Source organism: Stutzerimonas kunmingensis (assembly GCF_900114065.1).
Taxonomy (GTDB): domain Bacteria; phylum Pseudomonadota; class Gammaproteobacteria; order Pseudomonadales; family Pseudomonadaceae; genus Stutzerimonas; species Stutzerimonas kunmingensis.
Genome location: NZ_FORS01000008.1, coordinates 68,917 through 85,570, shown reverse-complemented (window position 1 = coordinate 85,570; position 16,654 = coordinate 68,917). Strand labels below are relative to the sequence as shown.

The following is a 16,654-nucleotide window of genomic DNA, read 5'->3' as shown; positions in this document are numbered from 1 at the left end:
TCCTGGTCAGTGGCTCATGAGCTTGTCGATGGCCTCGGGTTTGTCATGCACACCGAAGCGGTCAACGATGGTCGCGCTGGCTTCGTTCAGACCCAGCACCTCGACCTCGGTGCCTTCGCGGCGGAACTTGATGACCACCTTGTCCAGCGCCGCCACGGCGGTGATGTCCCAGAAATGTGCGCGGGACAGGTCGATGGTGACCTTGCCAAGCGCTTCCTTGAAATCGAACGCACCGGTGAATTTGTCCGATGAGCTGAAGAATACCTGCCCGACCACCCTGTAGGTGCGCTGATTGCCGGCGGCATCCAGCTCCGAACCGATGTGCAGGTAGTGGCCGACCTTGTTGGCGAAGAACATCGCCGCCAGCAGCACGCCCGCCAGAACACCGTAGGCCAGGTTGTGGGTGAAGACCACCACCACCACGGTGACGACCATGACGATGTTGGTGGAAAGCGGGTAGCGCTTGAGGTTGCGCAGCGAATCCCAGCTGAAGGTGCCGATCGACACCATGATCATCACCGCCACCAGCGCGGCCATGGGGATCTGCCCGACCCAGTCACTCAAGAACACCACCATCAGCAACAGCACCACGCCGGCGATCAACGTCGACAGGCGCGTGCGGCCGCCGGATTTCACGTTGATCACCGACTGGCCGATCATCGCGCAGCCGGCCATGCCGCCGAACAGGCCGGAGACGATGTTGGAAACGCCCTGCCCTTTGCATTCGCGGTTCTTGTCGCTGCCGGTGTCGGTGAGGTCGTCGACGATGGTCGCGGTCATCAGCGATTCCAGCAGGCCGACCACGGCCAGCGCGGCGGAATACGGGAAGATGATCGCCAGGGTTTCGAAGGTCAGCGGCACTTCCGGCCAGAGAAAGACCGGCAGGGTGTCGGGCAGGTCACCCATGTCGGCGACGGTGCGGATATCCAGACCGAAATACATGGCCACCGCCGTCATCGAGAGAATGCACACCAGTGGCGACGGGATGACCTTGCCGAGCTTCGGCACATAGGGGAACAGGTAGATGATGCCGAGGCCCGCAGCGGTCATGGCGTAGACGTGCCAGGTGACGTTCGTCAGTTCCGGCAGCTGCGCCATGAAAATGAGGATGGCCAGCGCGTTGACGAAGCCGGTAACCACCGAACGCGAGACGAAGCGCATCAGCGAACCCAGGCGCAGGTAGCCGGCGCCGATCTGCAACAGGCCGCAGAGCAGCGTCGCCGCCAGCAGGTACTGCAGGCCGTGCTCGCGCACCAGCGTCACCATCAGCAGCGCCATGGCGCCGGTGGCGGCAGAGATCATTCCCGGGCGGCCACCGACGAAGGCGATCACCACGGCGATACAGAAGGAGGCATACAGGCCGACCCGCGGATCGACCCCGGCGATGATGGAGAAGGCGATGGCTTCGGGAATCAGCGCCAGCGCAACGACGAGGCCGGACAGCACATCGCCACGGACGTTGGAGAACCAGTTTTGTTTGATCGATTGCAGCATCGGACTATCCAGAGCAAAAGCACCACCATGCAGGCCACGGACGGCCGGCAGCGATACAAGACGAGATTTTTGGTGTGATTGATTCGGCTGTCAGTCGACGAAACGCACGGACAGCAGCGCACGACCACCCCATGACAGGCAGTCGCAAAGTGACGCGAGGGGGCGCAGCGCTATGGCGGACTAGGCAGCCAGGTCATGGGCATTACGAACTCTTCTCTGAGCGACTCGCCGGGCGAATCGCATTCGGGGGGCGACATTCTAGTCGCATCGCCCCCCGCTTACGACCGCCAATTTAGGTCCAGAGCGCATCCAGATTGCTGAAGCCCCAGGCGGCGGGGTCTTCGCGGCCGACGATGCGGTCGCTGCATTGCGGGCTGGAGAGGTCCAGCTCCACCGGCACGATCGTCGCGCGGGCGCGGGTGGAATAGAACAGTTTCAGGCGCGGCGCCGTCAGCTGCTGCGCGTTGTGTTCGATGACCACGCCGAGCCGCCCGGACTGCAGCCGTACCAACGAGCCCAACGGGTAGATGCCCACCGTGCGCACGAAGGCATGCAGGATCTGGGTATCGAAGTGCCCCTGCCACTGCGCCATGCGCGCCAGCGAGCCCGAAGCGTCCCAGGCGGTTTTGTACGGGCGATCCGAGGTGATGGCGTCATACACGTCGCAGATCGCGCCCATGCGCGCCAGCCGGCTGATCTGCTCGCCGGCCAGCCGGTGCGGATAGCCGGTGCCGTCCATCTTCTCGTGATGATGCAGGCAGACATCCAGGACCGCCTCGGACACGGCCGCTCCTGCGCCGAGCAGGATCGCGTGACCACGCTCGGGGTGGCTGCGCATGACGGCGTATTCGTCGTCGCTGAGCTTGCCCGGCTTGTTCAGCACATCCAGCGGCATGGCCATCTTGCCGATGTCGTGCAGCAGCCCGGCAAAGCCGGCTTCCTGGACTTCCTGTTCGCTCAGGCCCAGCTGCCGGCCCAGCGCGACCATCAGCGCGCAGACCGCCACCGAATGCATGTAGGTGTACTCGTCCTTGGTCTTCAACCGCGCCAGACTGAGCAATGCCGAGCCGTTGCGCGCCAGGGATGCGGAAATCTGCTCGACCAGTGGCAGGCACTGCTGCGGGTCGACGGCCTTGCCCAGGCGCGCCTCGTTGAACAGTGAGGTCACCTGCTGCTTGGAACGCTTGAGCAACTGCGCGGCGCGCTGCATTTCTTCCCGGACGCTGCATTGCTGGGCCGGTGCTGTGGTCGGTCGAGGCGCAATCGGCATGGCGTCGGAGACAGCCTGTGGGGCCTCGGCAGCCGGCGGCGTTGCCGTTTCGACATCGACGCCCTTGCCGGTATCGATCCACAGCGCCTTGACGCCGCTATTGCGCAGCGCCTGCAGGTCGGCGGGGTCTGTGAGCAAGAATTTGCTGCGCCAGAAGGAATGATCGAACCAGCTGCCGTCCAGCCCATGGACGTACATGCCGAAGCGGAGTTGGCTGACAAGGATTTTTCTGAGCAAGGCGGACCTCGACTGGAGCGGCTGGCCGTTCCGTACTAGCGATCCCTGCTGAAGCTGAAAGTAACTCCCCGCAGTATAGCGATGATGGCACTATGCCTCTATTGGGGTAGATCAAGACTTTGGTGCTATGCCAAGGCTCGGCGATGCGCCACCGCTGCCGACTATCGCTTACCATCGTCGGGTCCTGTCGCGAGCGTCGTCATGCCAGCACTGTCCAACCGCCTGCGGGTAACCCTGATCGTTGCGCTGATCCTCATCGGCCTGCTGCTGAGCATGTACTGGGCCGGGCGCCTGGCCGAGCAGCGCGCCTGGGTCGAGCGTGCCCAGGAAGCGCAGGGGCAGCTGGAACTCTATGCACAGGCGATCCACACCCAGGTCGAACGCTTCCGCTCGGTGCCGGCCCTACTGGCGCTGGACAGCGACATCCAGGCGCTGCTCGCCGAACCGGGCAACCGCGCGCTGCGCCGCCAGCTCAACCAGCGCCTGGAACAGCAGAACCACGCAGCCGGCTCCTCGGTGCTGTACCTGCTCGACCGCGACGGCGAGACCATCGCCGCCAGCAACTGGCGCGACTGGAGCAGCTTCGTCGGCAACAATTACGCCTTCCGCCCGTATTTCCGCGATGCGGTGAGCAACGACAGCGGCCGCTATTTCGCCGTCGGCGTCACCACCGGCATTCCTGGCTACTTCCTCTCCAGCTCTGTGAAGAATGCCGACGGCGAGGTGCTCGGCGTGCTGGTGGTCAAGCTCGAGCTGGAAGAGATGCAGCGCGACTGGGTCGGCCAGCCGGGCATCCTGCTGATCGCCGACTCGCTGGATATCGTCATCCTCACCAATCGCCCGGCCTGGCGCTTCCGCTATCTGCGCCCGCTCAGCGACGAGGTGCGCAGCCGCCTGGTCGATGCCCGGCGCTATGCCGAACAGACGCTGCAGCCGCTGCCGAGCAGCCGCGTGCAGCAACTCGCCGAGGGCAGCGAGCGACGTCTGGTGGATGGCCCGGACGGCCGCCGCGAATACCTCTGGCAACGCCTGGCGCTGCCGGAAGACGACTGGACCCTGCACCTGCTGCACGACCCACAGATGGTGGTCGCCAGCGTGCGCAGCTATCGCCTGGCCGCGGCGGGCGTGTGGATGACCCTGGCCTTTCTGCTGCTCTACCTGGCGCAACGCGGCAAGACCCGCCGCGTCGAACAGCGCAGCCGCAACGAGCTGGAGCGCCTGGTGCACGAGCGCACCCGCGAGCTGCACACCGCCCAGGACGAACTGGTGCATGCGGCGCGCATGGCCGCCCTGGGGCAGATGTCCGCCGCCCTCGCCCACGAGATCAACCAGCCGCTGACCGCATTGCGCATGCAGCTCGCCAGCCTTCGCCTGCTGCTCGACAGCGGCCGCGACGGCGAGGTGCGCGAAGGCCTCGGGCATGTCGAAGGCCTGCTCGAACGCATGGCGGCGCTGACCGGCCACCTGAAGACCTTCGCTCGCAAGAGCCCGGCCGGGCTGCGCCAGCGTCTGAGCCTGGCCGAGGTGCTGGAGCAGGCCCTGCAGCTGCTCTCGCCGCGCATTCGCAGCGAGCAGGTCGAGGTGTTCCGCCAGGTACCGGCCGAAGCCGCAGTCAGCGGCGACGCCATCCGCCTCGAGCAAGTGCTGATCAATCTGCTGCACAACGCGCTGGATGCCATGGCCGAGCGCCCGCAGCGACGCCTGCGCATCCTCTGTCAGCTCAACGGTGACCGCTGGCAGCTCAGCGTAGGCGACAACGGCGGCGGTATTGCCAGCGAACATCTGGATCAGGTGTTCGAGCCCTTCTTCACCACCAAGCCGGTCGGCCAGGGCCTCGGTCTCGGGCTGGCGGTGTCCTACGGCATCGTCCGTGAGATGGGCGGCACGCTGGAAGTCAGCAACGATGAACAGGGCGCGGTGTTCACCCTGACGCTGCCGGCTGCCGAGGAGCAGCGTTAGCAACCATCTACGCTGTCAACGCCGCGTTAAATGCAGACTCGACATGCTGGTTTACACCTCGTGAACTGCGCTTTCCCCCCTGCTTTTGCCTTGCCCTGGCTGTCTCGCCGATCTTTTACCAGCTGCCCCGAAGGGCACGTCGCCGAGTAAACTGCCGCGACGCGACCGCGAGGAGCAGGCAATGAGCGGGCAGGTAATCTTCATCGACGACGAGGCGGCGATCCGCCAGGCCGTGCAGCAGTGGCTGGAGCTGTCCGGCTTCCAGGTGCGCACCTTCTCACGCGCGCGCGAGGCGCTGGCGGCGCTGGATCGCGATTTTCCCGGGGTGCTGATCAGCGACGTGCGCATGCCCGATCTCGACGGCCTCGGCCTGCTCGAACAGCTGGTGGCGCTGGACGCCGACCTGCCCGTGATCATGGTCACCGGGCACGGCGACGTGCCCATGGCGGTGCAGGCGCTGCGCCAGGGCGCCTACGACTTCATCGAAAAACCCTTCACCCCGGAACGCCTGCTCGACAGCGTGCGCCGCGCCATGGACAAGCGCCGGCTGGTCTGCGAGAACCGCCAGCTGCGCGAGCAGTTCGCCCGCAAGGGGCGTATCGAATCGCAGCTGCTCGGCGTATCACGGGCGATGGTGAACCTGCGCCGGCAGGTGCTGGAGCTGGCCGGGACCGACGTCAATGTGCTGATCCGCGGCGAGACCGGCAGCGGCAAGGAACAGGTCGCGCGCTGCCTGCATGACTTCAGCCCGCGCGCCGGCGGGCCGTTCGTGGCGCTGAACTGCGCAGCGATCCCGGAGACCATCTTCGAAAGCGAGCTGTTTGGTCACGAGAGCGGCGCCTTCACCGGTGCCCACGGCAAGCGCATCGGCCGCATCGAACACGCCGCCGGCGGCACGCTGTTCCTCGACGAGATCGAAAGCATGCCGCTGGCCCAGCAGGTCAAGCTGCTGCGCGTGCTGCAGGAAAAGACCCTGGAACGGCTGGGCTCGAACCGCAGTATCGAAGTCGACTTGCGGGTGATCAGCGCGGCCAAGCCGGACCTGCTGGAAGAGGTGCGCGGCGGGCGCTTCCGCGAGGATTTGCTGTACCGGCTGAACGTCGCCGAACTGCATATCCCGCCATTGCGCGAGCGCCGTGAGGACATTCCGCTGCTGTTCGAACACTTCGCCAGCCAGGCCGCCCAGCGCCACGGCCGTGCCGCTCCGCCAATGACGCCCGGCGAGCTGACGCAACTGCTCGCCCACGACTGGCCGGGCAACGTGCGCGAACTGATCAACGCCGCCGAACGCCACGCCCTCGGCCTCAGCGCCCCGGCCACGGCGAGCCGCGGCGGCCATTCGCTGGCCGAACAGATGGAAGCCTTTGAGGCGCAATGCCTGCACAACGCCCTGCAACAGTGCAAAGGCAACATCGCCGAGGTCATGACCCAGCTGCAGCTGCCGCGCCGCACCCTCAACGAGAAGATGCAACGCCACGGTCTGAGCCGCAGCGATTACTTGCCGGCGGGCAGCACCGAGACCTGAGCAGCCGTCACGCAGGAGTGGAAGCCACCAACCCCTGAAGGCCAAGCGCTGCGCATTCAGCTTCGCTTTCCGCACGACTCGCGCAAGCGGCCTTGGCCACGAAGCGCGTGCGCCGGCTGGGCTAAAGGCTTGCCTAGATGTGATTACACCGCGTACCGCGCGCCTTTCGCGGTCAAGACCGCTCCCACAAAAGGGTTCTGGATACAGTCAGTCGCCCAACTCATCCAGCTGCCGCTGCAGGAAACGCCGTTCGGGCTCCAACTGCACCAGGCGCAGCGCGCTGCGATAGGCCTCGCGAGCCTCGTCGATACGCGCCAGCCGGCGCAACAGATCGGCGCGGGTGGCGTGGCTGAGGTGATAGTCCTGCAGATCGCCGCGCCCGAGGAGTTCATCCACCAACAGCAGGCCGGCCTCGGGCCCATCGCGCATGGCCACGGCCACCGCGCGGTTCAGCTCCACCACCGGCGACGGGCTCAACTGCACCAGCACATCGTAGAGCCGGACGATCTGCGGCCAGTCGGTCTGCGCGGCGCCCGGCGCCTCGGCATGCACCGCGACAATGGCGGCCTGCAACGAATAGGGGCCGAACGCGCGACTGGTCAACGCCAGCTGCACCAGCTGCGATCCTTCGGCGATCTGCTGGCGGCTCCACAGGCTGCGGTCCTGCTCATCCAGCCGCACCAGCTCACCGGTAGCATCGGTACGCGCAGCCCGGCGGGCATCGTGCAGCAGCATCAGCGCAAGCAGCCCCATCACCTCGGCGTTGGGCAGCAGCTCGAGGAGCAGTCGGCCCAGGCGAATCGCCTCGGCACAGAGGTCGGCGCGGGTCAGCTCGGCGCCGGCCGATGCGGTGTAGCCCTCGTTGAACACCAGATAGACCACCCGCAGCACGCTCTCCAGCCGCGCCGGCAGCTCGTCGCGCTCGGGCACCCGATACGGCAACCGGGCGTCACGGATCTTCGCCTTGGCGCGCACGATGCGCTGGGCAATGGTGGCCGGCGGAGCGAGAAAGGCGCGGGCGATCTCCTCGGTGGTCAGGTCGCAGACTTCACGCAGGGTCAGCGCCACGCGGCCATCGGCCGGCAGGGCCGGGTGGCAGCAGGTGAAGATCAGCCGCAGACGGTCGTCTTCCATCTCATCGACCTCCACTGCCTGCGCCGCGTCTTCCAGCTGTTCGGCCACCAGCCGCAACGAGGCATCGAAACGCGCACGGCGGCGCAGGGCATCGATGGCCTTGAAGCGGCCGGCGGAAACCAGCCAGGCGCGCGGATTGTCCGGAATCCCATCGCGCGGCCACTGCTGCAGGGCCGCGGCAAAGGCGTCATGCAAGGCCTCTTCGGCGCGATCAAAGTCGCCCAGCAGGCGGATCAGCGTGGCCAACACGCGCCGCGACTCGCTGCGATAGACCGCCTCGACCCGCGCCGCCGTGAAATGTCCGGTCAGCGGCATGCTCAGCGCTGCGGCAGCTGGCGCAACGGCCGGACCTCAACGCAGCCAAGGCTGGCCGGCGGGATCTTCGCCGCGATGGCCTCGGCCTCCTGCTGGTCCGCCGCCTCGATCAGGTAGAAGCCCGCCAGCTGCTCGCGGGTTTCGGCGAACGGGCCGTCGACCACCGAGGTGACGCCATCACGCACGCGCACCGTGCGCGCGGTACGCACCGACTGCAGCGGTTCGCCGGCGAGCATGTGGCCACTGGCGCGCAACTCTTCGCCGCAACTCACGCAACGCGCGACCAGCGCATGCCACTGTTCGTCGGTCATCGCATCCACACGCTGTTCGTCGTAATAGATCAGGCACAGGTAGTTCATGGCGGGGCTCCGTCTGCCGGCAACGCAGCAAAGCTAGCAGCCATTGAACGACCTCGCCCGATCGCGCGACGAAGACCGCGGGCCAGCCTCAACCGGTCTGTTGCTGCGACGGTGCCTGATCCATGCATACCTGGCCGGTCTGCATGTCGAAGGGCATCGAAAAGTGCTCGTGGATCACCTTCCACTCACCGTTGCGCCGCGCCCAGACCCGCGTGCCGCGCATCCAGGCCGTTTGCATCTCGCCTTCGGCGTTGGGTCCGCCACAATGGGTAAGCATGCGGCTGCAGGCCAGCTCGCCGCCGACGTCCACATGCAGTTCATGGGTCTCGAAGAAACCTTCGCCCTGGCAGAACTCGAAGCAGCGCTGCCAGTGCGCCCGGTATTCCTCAACGCCCTTGAATTGCAGTGCGCCGACCGCATCGAAGGCGACTACGTCGTCGGCGTACTGCGCCATGATCCGGTCGAGATCTTTGGCCTTGGTGGCCTGTTCGAACGTTTCGTGCAGCTGGCGAATGGCGCTCTCGACCTGGCTGTTCTGGCTATTCATGTCCTTCTCCTCTGATCGGGTGAACGGGGTTCACCAACTAGTCGTCCGGCGACTTCCAGAATCGACAGACCCAATCAGTTTTTTCTACGCAGGCGCGGCCCGCATGCCAGACGCCCTGCGCCGGCGGCGCGCGAGCACACCGCGGCTCCATCGAGCGGAATACGGTTGCGAATTGTTAGCATTGAAATATGATAGTGGCTCTCAGATGGCACAGGCTCTCAACTGCCCATCGCGCCGTCATCCGCCACTCTCACAGCTCAACGTCCGGTCAGGTCCGCCATGCCCACTCTTCGCTTCCCGCGTAAAACCGCACTGCTGCCCGTTTGCCTTGCCGCCAGCTTCGCTGGCTCGCCGCTCATGGCTCAGGAGCAACTCGAAGATCAATCTCAAGGCACTGCCGCCGAGCCGGTCGAACTGCAATCGGTGGAAATCACCGCCAGCGCCGACGCCTCGGCCGATGGCCTGACCCAGCCCTACGCCGGCGAACAGGTTGCGCGTGGTGGGCGAGTAGGGATTCTGGGCAATCGCGACTACATGGAAACCCCGTTCACCTCGACGTCCTATACCTCGCAGCTGATTCAGGACCAGCAGGCGCGTAGCGTGTCGGACATCGTGCAGAACGATCCTTCGGTGCGCGTGGCGCGTGGCTTCGGCAACATGCAGGAGCTGTATGTCGTGCGCGGCTTCCCGCTGTATTCCGATGATATTTCCTATAACGGACTCTACGGTCTGCTGCCGCGCCAGTATGTGGCCGCGGAGTTCATCGAGCGCGCGGAGGTATTCCGTGGTGCAAGCGCCTTTCTCAATGGCGCCGCACCGGGTGGTACGGGTCTTGGCGGCGCTATCAACCTGCTGCCCAAGCGTGCACCGAACGAGTCCCTGACTCGCATGACATTTGGCGCCAGTTCCGGCGGTCAGGGCACGGTTGCCGCTGACCTGGGTCGCCGCTTTGGTGAGCAGAACCAGTTTGGCGTTCGCCTCAACGCCGCCAAGCGCGCCGGCGAAACAGGCGTTGAGGACGAGGACCAGACGCTGGACATGTTCGCCTTGGGCTTGGACTACCAAGGTGACCGTCTGCGCTTGTCGGCAGACATCGGCCATCAGTACCACTTCCTCGACAATCCTAGGCCGAGCGTGACGCCAAATGGTGGAATTCCCAGCGCTCCGGATGCCGACGACAACTTTGCACAGCCCTGGACCTATTCGAAAGAGAAGCAGACCTTCGGCACCTTCCGCGCCGAATATGATTTCGCCGACTCGATCACCGGCTGGGCGGCCGCTGGCATACGTGACGGAGAAGAACAGAATCGGCTCTCCAACCCTAGGGCTACCTCCGACGGCTCAACTACGGCGTCGCGGTTCGACAATCACCGCAAAGACCGCGTTTACACAGGTGAGATCGGCATGCGTTTCCGTGTGCAAACCGGAACGGTCTCACATGAGATCGTGACCTCGGCCGCAATGCACGACTTCGAGGAGAAGAATGCCTTCACCTTCTTCGGTCCTGTGATCGGCAATATCCACGACCCGTTCGCTGCGCCGCTACCAACGACGGTGACCTTCCCCGGAGGGGATCTTTCTGATCCAAAACGCACTGAACAGGTCAGCACGCAGAGTCTGGCGATAGCCGACACACTGGGCTTTCTCGATGATCGCCTGCAGGTCACGCTGGGCGCCCGCCGGCAAGGCATCGAAACCAGGAGCTACGCGCCCGTTACAGGCGATCGCATCGATCGTTACGACGCCTATGAAACCACTCCAGTGGCCGGCATCGTTTACCAGCTGAACAACGACCTATCGGTTTATGCCAACTACATTGAGGGGCTGACCAAGGGCGATACCGCAACGGCGACGGCCAATAATCTGCCCGTACTCAATGCCGGAACCTCGCTGGCGCCATATGTCGCAAAACAGACAGAAATCGGTCTTAAATATGATGGCGGCAATCTGGGCGGCAGTATTGCGGTTTTCAGTACCGAGCGCCCCTTCGGCATTGTTGAGAATCAAGTGTTTCGCGAGGGCGGCGAGCAACGCAATCGCGGTATAGAGCTGTCGGTTTTCGGCGAACCCGTTTACGGGACGCGCTTGCTGGGGGGACTAACGCTGCTGGATGCCGAACAGAGGAAGACGCTGAACGGCGCAAACGATGGCAACGATGCCATCGGCGTTCCCAAGGTGCAGGCTAACCTCGGCGGCGAATGGGACGTGCCCGGTGTGCAGGGGCTGACGCTTACCAGCTTGGTGATACATACCGGCAAGCAGTACGCCAGCGCCGGCAATGACCTCCGCTTACCATCCTGGACCCGCTTTGATCTCGGCGCCCGTTATCGCATGACCATCGACGACCGCGATGTGACTCTGCGAGCCCGTCTGGACAACGCCACGGGCAGAGATTACTGGGCCTCCGCTGGCGGCTATCCGGGCTCTAACTACCTCGTCCTCGGCGCCCCGCGCACGCTCTCGGTCAGCGCTACGGTCGATTTCTGATGCAGGCAGTCACCCTGCGGCGGTGGGGCTGGGTCCACAAGTGGTCCAGCCTCGTCTCTACGCTGTTCATCCTGATGCTGTGCCTGACCGGCCTGCCGCTGATCTTCTCCCACGAGATCGATCACCTCACCGGCAACGAGATCGAGGCGCCGGCGATGCCCGAGGGCACGCCGCGCGCTGCGGTCGACCGGGTTGCGGCCGAAGCTGTGAAGGCCTATCCGGGCCTCGTGCCGTTGTACTTCTTCGCCGAGGAAGACGCGCCGGACGTCTGGTACGTCAAGCTCGATACCCGCGTCGACACCGATGAAAGCGAATCGACGCTGATCCTCTCCGATGCCCGCACCGCCGAGGTACTCGGCGCGCCGAACTTCGACGAAGGCTTCATGAGCGTGATGTACCGCCTGCACGTGGACCTCTACGCGGGGCTCGCCGGCAAGCTGTTTCTCGGCTTCATGGGGCTGCTGCTTATGGTGGCGATCGTCTCCGGCGTGGTGCTTTACGCGCCCTTCATGCGCAAGCTGCGCTTCGGCGAGGTGCGTCAGGAACGCACGCCGCGCACCCGCTGGCTGGACCTGCACAACCTGCTCGGCATCGTCACCCTGGTGTGGGCCCTGGCGGTGGGCTTCACCGGAGTGATCAATACCTGGGCGGACCTGATCTTCCAGGCCTGGCAGGCCGAACAGGTCGCCGCACTGCAAGCCGGTGAAACGCGGGTACTGCTGGCCACCGATTCCAGTGATGCGCCTGCCGCTGATGGCTCCTTGCAGACTGCGGTCGATCGCGTGCTGGCTGCGGCGCCGGACATGGCGGTGTCGATGATTGCCTACCCCGGCACACTGCGCGCCACGCCGGAGCACGTCGCGGTGATCCTGCGCGGCGACACGCCGCTGACCTCGCGCCTGACCCAGGCGCTGCTGGTCGATCCGGCCAATGGCGAGGTACTGGAAGCCGGCGCGCGACCCTGGTACGTCACCGCGCTGCAACTGTCCGAGCCGCTGCATTTCGGCGATTACGGTGGCCTGCCGCTGAAGGTCCTCTGGGCGTTGCTGGATATCCTCACCATCGTCGTGCTCGGCAGCGGTCTGTACCTGTGGATCAAGCGCGGCGCGACTGAGGTGCGCTCATGATGCGCATCTGGTTGTGGCCGGTGCTGATCGGCGTGCTCTGCACGCTCGGGTTGATCGCCGGGCTGGTGTCCGAAGGCGCGGGCGATTGGCTGAGCTGGCTGGCCCTGGCGACGCCCGTCGCCATCGGCCTGCATGGCTTGTCACGCAGCGGCGCCCGCCCCCAGGCACGCGGCGAGGCCCTTACCCCTGCAGGATCTCGGCGAGCTGGTCGAAGCTGAACGGCTTGGGCAGCGAGCGCGCCGGCAGGTTGCTTTCGATACGCCCTTCACCGGAGACGAATACCAGCCGCAACCATGGCTGGGTTCGCAAGGCCTCGGCGGCGAAGTCGGGGCCTGATCGGCCCGGCAGATTGACGTCCAGCAACAGGTGATCGAAGCGCTGTTCGTGCAGCCCCTGCGCGGCCGCTTCAGCATTCGGATAGCCGCACGCGCGGTAGCCCAGCTCCTCGACCATCTCGCAGGCCAGCACCAGCAGTTGCGGCTGGTCCTCCACCACCATCACCCACTGCTGCTCGACGGGTTTGTCGTCGCTGTGCTGCGTGCCCAGCAACTGGCGCACCTTGCGCGCCAGGTCTTCCTGCCGATAGGGCTTGCTCAGCAACTCCACGCCCGGATCGAGGCGCCCGCCATGCACGATGGCATTGCGCGTGTAGCCGGAGGTGAACAGCACGGCGATATCCGGCAGCAACACGCGAGCCTGGCGCGCCAGTTCGGTGCTGCTGAGCGGCCCCGGCATGACCACATCGGTGAACAGCAGGTCGATGGAAAGGCCGCTCTGCAGGATGCTCAGGGCGCTCTGCGCATCGTTGGCGCGCAGCACCGAATAGCCGAGGCCGGTGAGCAGCTCGATCACCGTGGCCTGCACCGGCAGATCGTCCTCGACCACCAGGATGGTTTCGCTGCCGCCCACAACCGGCCCGACGGTGGATGGCTGCGCCTGTACCTCGGGTTGCTCGGTGCGCGGCAGGTAGAGCTTTACGCTCGTGCCGGCGCCCGGTTCGCTGTACAGGCGGATATGCCCACCGCTCTGCTTGGCGAAGCCGTAGGCCATGCTCAGCCCCAGCCCGGTGCCGTGGCCTTCTGGCTTGGTGGTGAAGAACGGTTCGAAGGCCTGTTCGATAATGTTGGCGGGCATGCCAACGCCTGTGTCCGACACCGCCAGCAACACGTATTGCCCTGGCGCGACGTCGATCTGGGTACCGGTGTAGTGCTCGTCGAGCATGGCGTTGCCCAGCTCCAGGGTGAGCTTGCCGCCATCAGGCATGGCATCGCGGGCATTGATCGCCAGGTTCAGCACCACCTGTTCGAGCTGATGGGGGTCGACCATGGTGGTCCACAGCCCGCCGGCCACCACGGTCTCGATCTCGATGCGCTCGCCCAGCGCCTGGCGCAGCAGCTCGTCGAGGTCACGCAACAGCCGACCAAGGTTGGTCGGCTGCGGGCGCAGCGGCTGCCGACGAGCGAAGGCCAGCAGTTGCCGCGCCAGCTTGGCACCGCGCTCGACGGCGGAGCTGGCCGCATCGACCCGCTTCGCCGCGCCACGGTTGGCCTCCACCAGCGGCTGCAGCAATTGCAGATTGCCGGCGATCACCTGCAGCACGTTGTTGAAGTCGTGTGCCACGCCGCCGGTGAGCTTGCCGATGGCCTCGAGCTTCTGCGACTGATACAGCGCCTGTCGGCTGAGTTCCAGCTCGCGGGTGCGCTCCTCGACCAGCTCCTGCAGCTGCTCGCTGGAGCGCTGCAGCGCCTGCTGCGCCAGCACCTGGGCGGTGACATCATGGCCCTGGCAGAAGATGCCGCTGACCTGCTCGTCCTCGCTGAACACCGGCTGGAAAATGAAATTCACATAGTGACGCTCGGCCTTGCCGCCGGCCTGCGGGCGCACGCGCACGGCGATGTCGCGGCCGATATAGGGCCGCCCGGTGACATAGACCTGCTGTAGCAAGTCAGAGAGCGCGCGGCTTTCCAGTTGCGGAAACGCCTTGAGCGCCGGACGCCCGAGCAGCTCGCGGGCGCCGACCAGCTGGTGGAAGGCGCGATTGGCGATCTTCAGCTCGTGCTGCGGCCCTTCGGTGATGGCGATGAAGCCCGGCGCCTGGTCGAACAGCCGTTGCAGGTGGGCGCGCTCCTCGCTGAGCTGACGACCATGCAACTCGTTGGCGCGACGCTCCGCGACCAGCGCCGAGACATCGCGCAAGGTCAGCGCCGCACCCACCACCGCGCCATCCGCAGAACACACGGCGGCGACGACGATCTCCAGCGTTCGCCCGTTAGCCACGTCTTCATGCTGCAGGGTCAGCGTCGTGTCGCAATCCTGGACCTGCGCCAGGGCCTGGCCCAGCTCGTCGCTCCAGAACGGCAGCCCGCTCGCCGCACGGCGTAGCACCTCGCCACGGCCCAGGCCGAACATCTCGGCGGCACCGGCGCTCCAGTAGAGCACCGCCCCGGCGCGGTCGAGACCGACGATGGCGTCGCGCGCCGCGTCGATGAAATGATGCAGATAGAGCTCTGCGGTGAGTGACGAACGCTTGCTCAACTGGCCGCCATCGACCATCGCGTTGGCCTGCGCCAACGTGGTGCGCAGGCGCGCCCGCCGCCGCACGCTGGCCAAGGCCTGATCAAGCTGCGCCAGCGCGCTGGCGCCGAGGGTGACGATCGACCAGTGAGGTCCGAGCAACGGCGCCGGGCCCAGCTCGCGGTGCAGCGAGTCGACGCCCGCCTCATCGCTGAGGAACAGCAACTGGGTGGCCTTCCAGCGACTGCGCAGCTGTCGGGCCTGCGCCACCGGGCGTTGCAAGCCGGGCGCCAGCAGCACCAGCGCCGGCTCGTTCTCGTCGGGCAGCAACGCGCCTGGATCAAGGCTGCGCACCTGCAGACCGTGGGCTGTCGCCCAGCTGTCGATCTGCTCGCGCAACGCGGCATCGCCTGCCTCCAGCAGCGCGATCTGATCGAGCAGCAGGTCGCTCATAGCAGCGGCAGCCCCAGCAGGCTGCGACCGGTCCAGAGCTTGAGCAGGCCGGTGGTGGGGGTCATCACGTGCGCGGCCCGCGCGTCACGCAGCAGACGGGCGACACGACTGTTCTCGCGATAGGCCGCGCCGCCGCAAAGAGTCATCGCCTCGTTGGCCAAGCGCACTGCGGTCTCCGCCGCATCAGCCTTGCACGCCAGGATGAATGACAACGCCTCGGGGTGGGCGCCATCGCCCCGGCGTGCGGCTTCGCGCACCAGCGCGCGGGTCTTGACCAGCTCGGTCCAGAGTTCGCCATAGCGGATCTGCAGGCTTTCCACATCCCGCAGCGACTCGCCGGAATGGCTGTAATGCCGCGAGCGCAGATGCAGGCTCGCCTCGTCCAGCGCCGCCTGGGCAACGCCCAGATAGGTGCCGGCCATGGCCATGAGGAAGAACGGCGCGACCACCTCGAAGACGTACCAGACCTGATCGCCCGGCTCGCCGAGCAGGTTGCGCGCCGGCACCCGGACGCGATCGAGCTGCAACGGCCGCGAGGAATTGCCACGCATGCCAAAGCCGGCCCAGGGCTCGAGCCAGTGCATGCCGGCACTGCCCTGGTCGACGATCAGGCAGCTGAAATCCCCCGCCTCGGCGCCCGCCGCGACGGTGGACACGACGTAGGAGTCAGCATGGTCGCCGTTAGTAACGAACTGCTTGGTACCGTCGACCAGGAAATCTTCGCCGTCGGCATCCAGACGGGTTTCCGGCAGGTAGAAATGCGCGCCGGTGCCCCGCTCGGAGAGCGCCAGCGTGGTGATGTGCTGTCCCGCGGCGATCTCCCGCAGGTAGTGTTCGCGCTGATGCTCGGTGGCCTTGGCCGCAATCACCGCGGTCGCCACGCAATGCATGCCGTAGCACAGCGCCGACGACGGGCAGGCGCGGGCGATGGTTTCGGTAATCACGCACAAGCCCAGCAGCCCCTGCCCCAGGCCGCCCAGTTCGCTCGGCACCTGCAGCCCGAGCAGCCCGGCGTCGCCAAGTGCTCGCAGCGAATGGGCGGGCCAGCGGCAGTCGGCATCGACCTCGGCCGCCAGCGGCGCAATGACGGTTTCAGCCAGATCGGCGGCGACGTTTTGCAATTCGACGAGCTGAACGGGTAGCAAGTGGTCCATGAATCTTCCTGAATTCGCGGGTGGCTGGCGTCCGCCCAGGTGCATATCAGACCCTGACAGTCGGGTATTGTTCGAACAA

The 16,654-nt window shown here is 65.8% G+C and carries 12 protein-coding genes; 5 read left to right on the top strand and 7 right to left on the bottom strand.

Going from position 1 to position 16,654, the window contains the following annotated elements:
* Positions 1–6: 6 nt before the first annotated feature.
* Complete coding sequence (locus BM275_RS17695) at positions 7–1,494, bottom strand: SulP family inorganic anion transporter (RefSeq protein ID WP_090522625.1); 1,488 nt, start codon at positions 1,492–1,494, stop codon at positions 7–9.
* A 292-nt stretch (positions 1,495–1,786) separates the two neighbouring features.
* Entirely contained in the window at positions 1,787–3,001 is a 1,215-nt protein-coding gene (locus tag BM275_RS17690) for a cyclic di-GMP phosphodiesterase (protein ID WP_090522623.1), read from the bottom strand.
* A 201-nt stretch (positions 3,002–3,202) separates the two neighbouring features.
* Here BM275_RS17690 and BM275_RS17685 point away from each other — a divergent pair, with 201 nt between their 5' ends.
* Together BM275_RS17685 and BM275_RS17680 are read left to right on the top strand one after the other, a co-directional pair.
* Positions 3,203–4,960: a sensor histidine kinase gene (locus tag BM275_RS17685; protein WP_090522621.1), complete on the top strand. Its 1,758-nt coding sequence runs from the start codon at positions 3,203–3,205 to the stop codon at positions 4,958–4,960.
* 181 nt (positions 4,961–5,141) lie between these two features.
* On the top strand, positions 5,142–6,485 hold the full coding sequence (locus BM275_RS17680; protein WP_090522619.1) for a sigma-54-dependent transcriptional regulator: 1,344 nt from the start codon (positions 5,142–5,144) through the stop codon (positions 6,483–6,485).
* A gap of 207 nt (positions 6,486–6,692) precedes the next feature.
* On the opposite strand, the gene BM275_RS17675 is transcribed toward BM275_RS17680, so the two are convergent.
* The 3 genes from BM275_RS17675 to BM275_RS17665 form a co-directional block, all read right to left on the bottom strand.
* Positions 6,693–7,934, bottom strand: coding sequence for an RNA polymerase sigma factor (locus BM275_RS17675; RefSeq protein WP_090522617.1), 1,242 nt, complete (start codon positions 7,932–7,934; stop codon positions 6,693–6,695).
* Positions 7,935–7,936: 2 nt separating this feature from the next.
* On the bottom strand, positions 7,937–8,293 hold the full coding sequence (locus BM275_RS17670) for a YciI family protein (protein ID WP_023444787.1): 357 nt from the start codon (positions 8,291–8,293) through the stop codon (positions 7,937–7,939).
* 88 nt (positions 8,294–8,381) lie between these two features.
* On the bottom strand, positions 8,382–8,840 hold the full coding sequence (locus tag BM275_RS17665) for a YybH family protein (RefSeq protein WP_041015415.1): 459 nt from the start codon (positions 8,838–8,840) through the stop codon (positions 8,382–8,384).
* Positions 8,841–9,119: 279 nt separating this feature from the next.
* On the opposite strand from BM275_RS17665, the gene BM275_RS17660 reads away from it, so the two are divergent.
* The 3 genes from BM275_RS17660 to BM275_RS17650 are packed head-to-tail and all read left to right on the top strand — an operon-like array spanning position 9,120 to position 12,672.
* Positions 9,120–11,327 carry a TonB-dependent receptor gene (locus tag BM275_RS17660; protein WP_090522614.1) on the top strand — a complete coding sequence of 736 codons (2,208 nt, stop codon included), beginning with the start codon at positions 9,120–9,122 and terminating at the stop codon, positions 11,325–11,327.
* Positions 11,327–12,454, top strand: a complete 1,128-nt coding sequence (locus tag BM275_RS17655; protein ID WP_090522612.1) for a PepSY-associated TM helix domain-containing protein — start codon at positions 11,327–11,329, stop codon at positions 12,452–12,454. The genes BM275_RS17660 and BM275_RS17655 overlap by 1 nt, the downstream gene beginning before the upstream one ends.
* Positions 12,451–12,672, top strand: a complete 222-nt coding sequence (locus BM275_RS17650; RefSeq protein WP_046618113.1) for a hypothetical protein — start codon at positions 12,451–12,453, stop codon at positions 12,670–12,672. The genes BM275_RS17655 and BM275_RS17650 overlap by 4 nt, the downstream gene beginning before the upstream one ends.
* On the opposite strand, the gene BM275_RS17645 is transcribed toward BM275_RS17650, so the two are convergent.
* Entirely contained in the window at positions 12,635–15,421 is a 2,787-nt protein-coding gene (locus BM275_RS17645; protein ID WP_090522610.1) for a response regulator, read from the bottom strand. The genes BM275_RS17650 and BM275_RS17645 overlap by 38 nt on opposite strands.
* Positions 15,418–16,575 (bottom strand): acyl-CoA dehydrogenase family protein, encoded by a 1,158-nt coding sequence (locus BM275_RS17640; protein ID WP_014822073.1) that lies wholly within the window; start codon positions 16,573–16,575, stop codon positions 15,418–15,420. Before BM275_RS17640 ends, BM275_RS17645 begins: the two co-directional genes overlap by 4 nt.
* Between the last annotated feature and the right edge of the window lie 79 nt (positions 16,576–16,654).

Excerpts from the sequence above, each read along its gene's own strand:
- BM275_RS17685 (WP_090522621.1), top strand. The coding sequence starts at position 3,203 with ATGCCAGCACTGTCCAACCGCCTGCGGGTAACCCTGATCGTTGCGCTG.
- BM275_RS17665 (WP_041015415.1), bottom strand. The coding sequence starts at position 8,840 with ATGAATAGCCAGAACAGCCAGGTCGAGAGCGCCATTCGCCAGCTGCAC.
- BM275_RS17695 (WP_090522625.1), bottom strand. The coding sequence starts at position 1,494 with ATGCTGCAATCGATCAAACAAAACTGGTTCTCCAACGTCCGTGGCGAT.
- BM275_RS17650 (WP_046618113.1), top strand. The coding sequence starts at position 12,451 with ATGATGCGCATCTGGTTGTGGCCGGTGCTGATCGGCGTGCTCTGCACG.
- BM275_RS17640 (WP_014822073.1), bottom strand. The coding sequence starts at position 16,575 with ATGGACCACTTGCTACCCGTTCAGCTCGTCGAATTGCAAAACGTCGCC.
- BM275_RS17675 (WP_090522617.1), bottom strand. The coding sequence starts at position 7,934 with ATGCCGCTGACCGGACATTTCACGGCGGCGCGGGTCGAGGCGGTCTAT.
- BM275_RS17670 (WP_023444787.1), bottom strand. The coding sequence starts at position 8,293 with ATGAACTACCTGTGCCTGATCTATTACGACGAACAGCGTGTGGATGCG.
- BM275_RS17660 (WP_090522614.1), top strand. The coding sequence starts at position 9,120 with ATGCCCACTCTTCGCTTCCCGCGTAAAACCGCACTGCTGCCCGTTTGC.
- BM275_RS17655 (WP_090522612.1), top strand. The coding sequence starts at position 11,327 with ATGCAGGCAGTCACCCTGCGGCGGTGGGGCTGGGTCCACAAGTGGTCC.
- BM275_RS17680 (WP_090522619.1), top strand. The coding sequence starts at position 5,142 with ATGAGCGGGCAGGTAATCTTCATCGACGACGAGGCGGCGATCCGCCAG.
- BM275_RS17645 (WP_090522610.1), bottom strand. The coding sequence starts at position 15,421 with ATGAGCGACCTGCTGCTCGATCAGATCGCGCTGCTGGAGGCAGGCGAT.